This is a genomic window from Sunxiuqinia dokdonensis (assembly GCF_001270965.1).
GTDB lineage: Bacteria > Bacteroidota > Bacteroidia > Bacteroidales > Prolixibacteraceae > Sunxiuqinia > Sunxiuqinia dokdonensis.
Genome location: NZ_LGIA01000218.1, coordinates 1 through 2,759 on the forward strand (window position 1 = coordinate 1; position 2,759 = coordinate 2,759).

Here is a 2,759-nt window from a genome sequence, read left to right on the forward strand (position 1 = left end):
AGGCAAATGTAGCATTTCCATGGTTCATCTGACTTTAATTGATTAGTTGCAAATGTACTTCAAAAATTAGTTATTTGTAAAATTATTCGAACTAAAAACTTGCCCACTCCGGCAGCAATCGGTTAATCCAGATTCCACAGCTTCAGTAAAATAGAATGAACTGGATTACTCCTGTAGCTAATAACAGGAGCACTGGGCCATTCGAAACGAGGCTTGCGAGTAGCTTCCGATTAAACCAGCAAACCTCCCTTCTTCCATGCGGATTGAAAATCCGGCGTTAATAAGGTGCGGATGACATATCTGCACCAGCAGCTAACTGCTTTCGACAGATATTGAGGAGCGGGTTCCAGTAGAGTGTGGGGAGCAGGGGGGGGTTATAAAATGAGTTACAAACTCCACTAAAGACAGCGAACCCCTCGTACTGCTTCGCTCAAACAAGGGGGAAGCCGGGGTATCTGGCCAATTGCTTCATAATAAATCGGCTGTCCTTTTACACATTGGTCGATTAAAAACTTTCTGACTTCCTGATTCATGAGCTGATAATTTTTTTCAGTTTGTCAGTTATGAAATATCCGCCTGTTTGGGCTGCTGTTCCTTTGAATTCAATGAAACCGACTTCCTTTAGCTGTTCAATGTACCTTTCCATTGTTCTCCCACTCCCTAGTTTGGTAATCCCTTTGTAATCGGGTGTTCGTTTACCTTCATTACTAACTATGGCTTTAAGAAGAACAGAAAGTTTACGCTTAGTCGCTTTAGTAGCTCCGTCAATAGCTCCGTCAATAGCTCCGTCAAGCTTAGTAGTAAGTGTATCGTTACTTGCTCCGCCATTTGCTCCGTCAGTAGCTCCGCCAAGTTTTACATTAAGAGGAAATGATAGCTTAACACTACTTTCAGACGTTGTCCATTTTGGTGCTTTAAGACCAGCAGTCTTGCAAGCATCCATTATCTTGATAGTTCCTCTGCCAATTTTCTCAATGTAACCTCTTAGGAACGCCATGTGAGCAATGTCTGGGTTAACAGGAAGCGACAAATGACTCTTTTTAAGCTCTGCAGCTTTCAATGGTGACTTGCCGGAATTGAAGATTTCAATTTTATCACTGTAAATAATGACCGACATGGATGCCGATGGCACACTGTAATCACGATGCACCAGGGCATTCATCACACCCTCTCGGAGTGCTGACATTGGCACTACATACTCATCTTGACGCTCCCATTCCTTTTCACTGAATTTCCTGGAAGTGCGCAGATGCTTTTCAAAGAAATCTTGCACGGCCGTAATATTTTTGAAAAGATTTCCATCGAGTAGTTTGTCATCCACAAATTCATTAGCTGTTTTTCCTTTTTCCAAAAAAGCGACCCGAACACGTGCTTGTGGTATAAACCGAGCTGGATTTTTAGCAAACAGTACTAAAGCAGCATTGGTGAAATGTCCATTCTGGAATAGTCCAAAATGGGTTAAAAAGTCAATGGGGTTTCCTTTGCTTTCATCCAGCTTGCTTTCGTTGATAGAGCGAGTAATAGTCGTTTGAATTTCATGAATGTCCAAATCTTCCAATTCTACACCCAAAGCAATCTGACGTTCCCAATGCAATTCAGTTTTCTGACGATTGTGGATTAGATCTGAAATCTCCTGTGATGTGGCCTTTACTGTGCTTTGACCTCTACGGAAATAGATGCTGCCGTCAAATATGTAGGGCTGCTTGGAGCCGGCCCACACTTTCACCAAAATGACCTGTTTGCTGCCTACCTGTTCTAAAGAAACCATAACCGGTGCTTCCGGAATAATGGCCGTGTTCAGATATTCGGTGAGTTCTTTCTCCCATCTTTCTGCATCGTTAATACCGACTACTTTATTATCATCAGAAACGCCAACAAGCACCTGACCACCTTCATGATTAAGAAAGGCACAAATACTCTTGCCAATGGCATCTTTGCGAATAACCTGTTTAAACTCAAGCTGCTCGCCTTCTCCTTGTTTCAGTAAGCTTTTTATGAGTTGTTCGCTATTCATTGTTATTCATTTTATTTATTTCATCAATACGTCTACCCATATCGCTGAACTGTGTCCTTAAAAAATCAAAGGTTTCAGTAGTCTTGAAAAAAGGATGTGCCCAATGAGACCTTCTTTTATCAGAATCCAAGTGATTTTGTATGGCTTCATTGTACATATCGACCACTTTAATACTGTCCAAAACAGAAGTTCTTTGTATTTCAAACTCGTTTCTACTCCCATCTTCATCAAACATGAACTGCTTCATTAGCTGCCTTGTGTATTCGATGAAATGATGCGAAATGAACCATCTTGGTTTATCCAATTCGATGGCCTTTGAAAATTCCTTGTGCGTAATACCTGATCCATATCTTGGAAAAATGATGCCTAGAAACAAATCGCAATCTTCCACAGCCTGGAGACAAGCCTCCTCATTAGAAACTCCAATAGGGACATAAACAGTACCGTTTTTTGACATCACCACATCATAGCAATAGCCTTTTAAAATGGCATGTATCTGGTCTAAATCACTTTCTGAACCATACACTGTCGAGGAAACCATTATTTTAAGTGGATCATCTGGCATTGCTTACATTTTTGTTCATTCATTCTCTTTTATTTCAGTCGAGCGTTGGCAAAAAAAAGCTCTTCTGGTTTTTCAGTCTTTGCCTGTGTGTCGGCAAAAACCAAATGTGCTGTTTGTGCGGTGGCTCTTTTCAGCATAGCATAACGGTCACTTGCAAGCTGTGGAAATGCTACATTTGCC

2 protein-coding genes are annotated in these 2,759 nt (G+C 41.2%); both read right to left on the reverse strand.

Annotated features, from left to right (window positions below; genetic code table 11):
• Positions 1-529: 529 nt before the first annotated feature.
• Positions 530-2,014 carry an RNA-binding domain-containing protein gene (locus NC99_RS20890; protein ID WP_053188752.1) on the reverse strand — a complete coding sequence of 495 codons (1,485 nt, stop codon included), beginning with the start codon at positions 2,012-2,014 and terminating at the stop codon, positions 530-532.
• Complete coding sequence (locus tag NC99_RS20895; RefSeq protein WP_082326625.1) at positions 2,007-2,579, reverse strand: DUF4062 domain-containing protein; 573 nt, start codon at positions 2,577-2,579, stop codon at positions 2,007-2,009. Before NC99_RS20895 ends, NC99_RS20890 begins: the two co-directional genes overlap by 8 nt.
• Positions 2,580-2,759 lie beyond the last annotated feature (180 nt).

Bases quoted from the DNA above. Each gene is read 5' to 3' on its own strand.
- NC99_RS20890 (WP_053188752.1), bottom strand. From the start codon at position 2,014: ATGAATAGCGAACAACTCATAAAAAGCTTACTGAAACAAGGAGAAGGC.
- NC99_RS20895 (WP_082326625.1), bottom strand. From the start codon at position 2,579: ATGCCAGATGATCCACTTAAAATAATGGTTTCCTCGACAGTGTATGGT.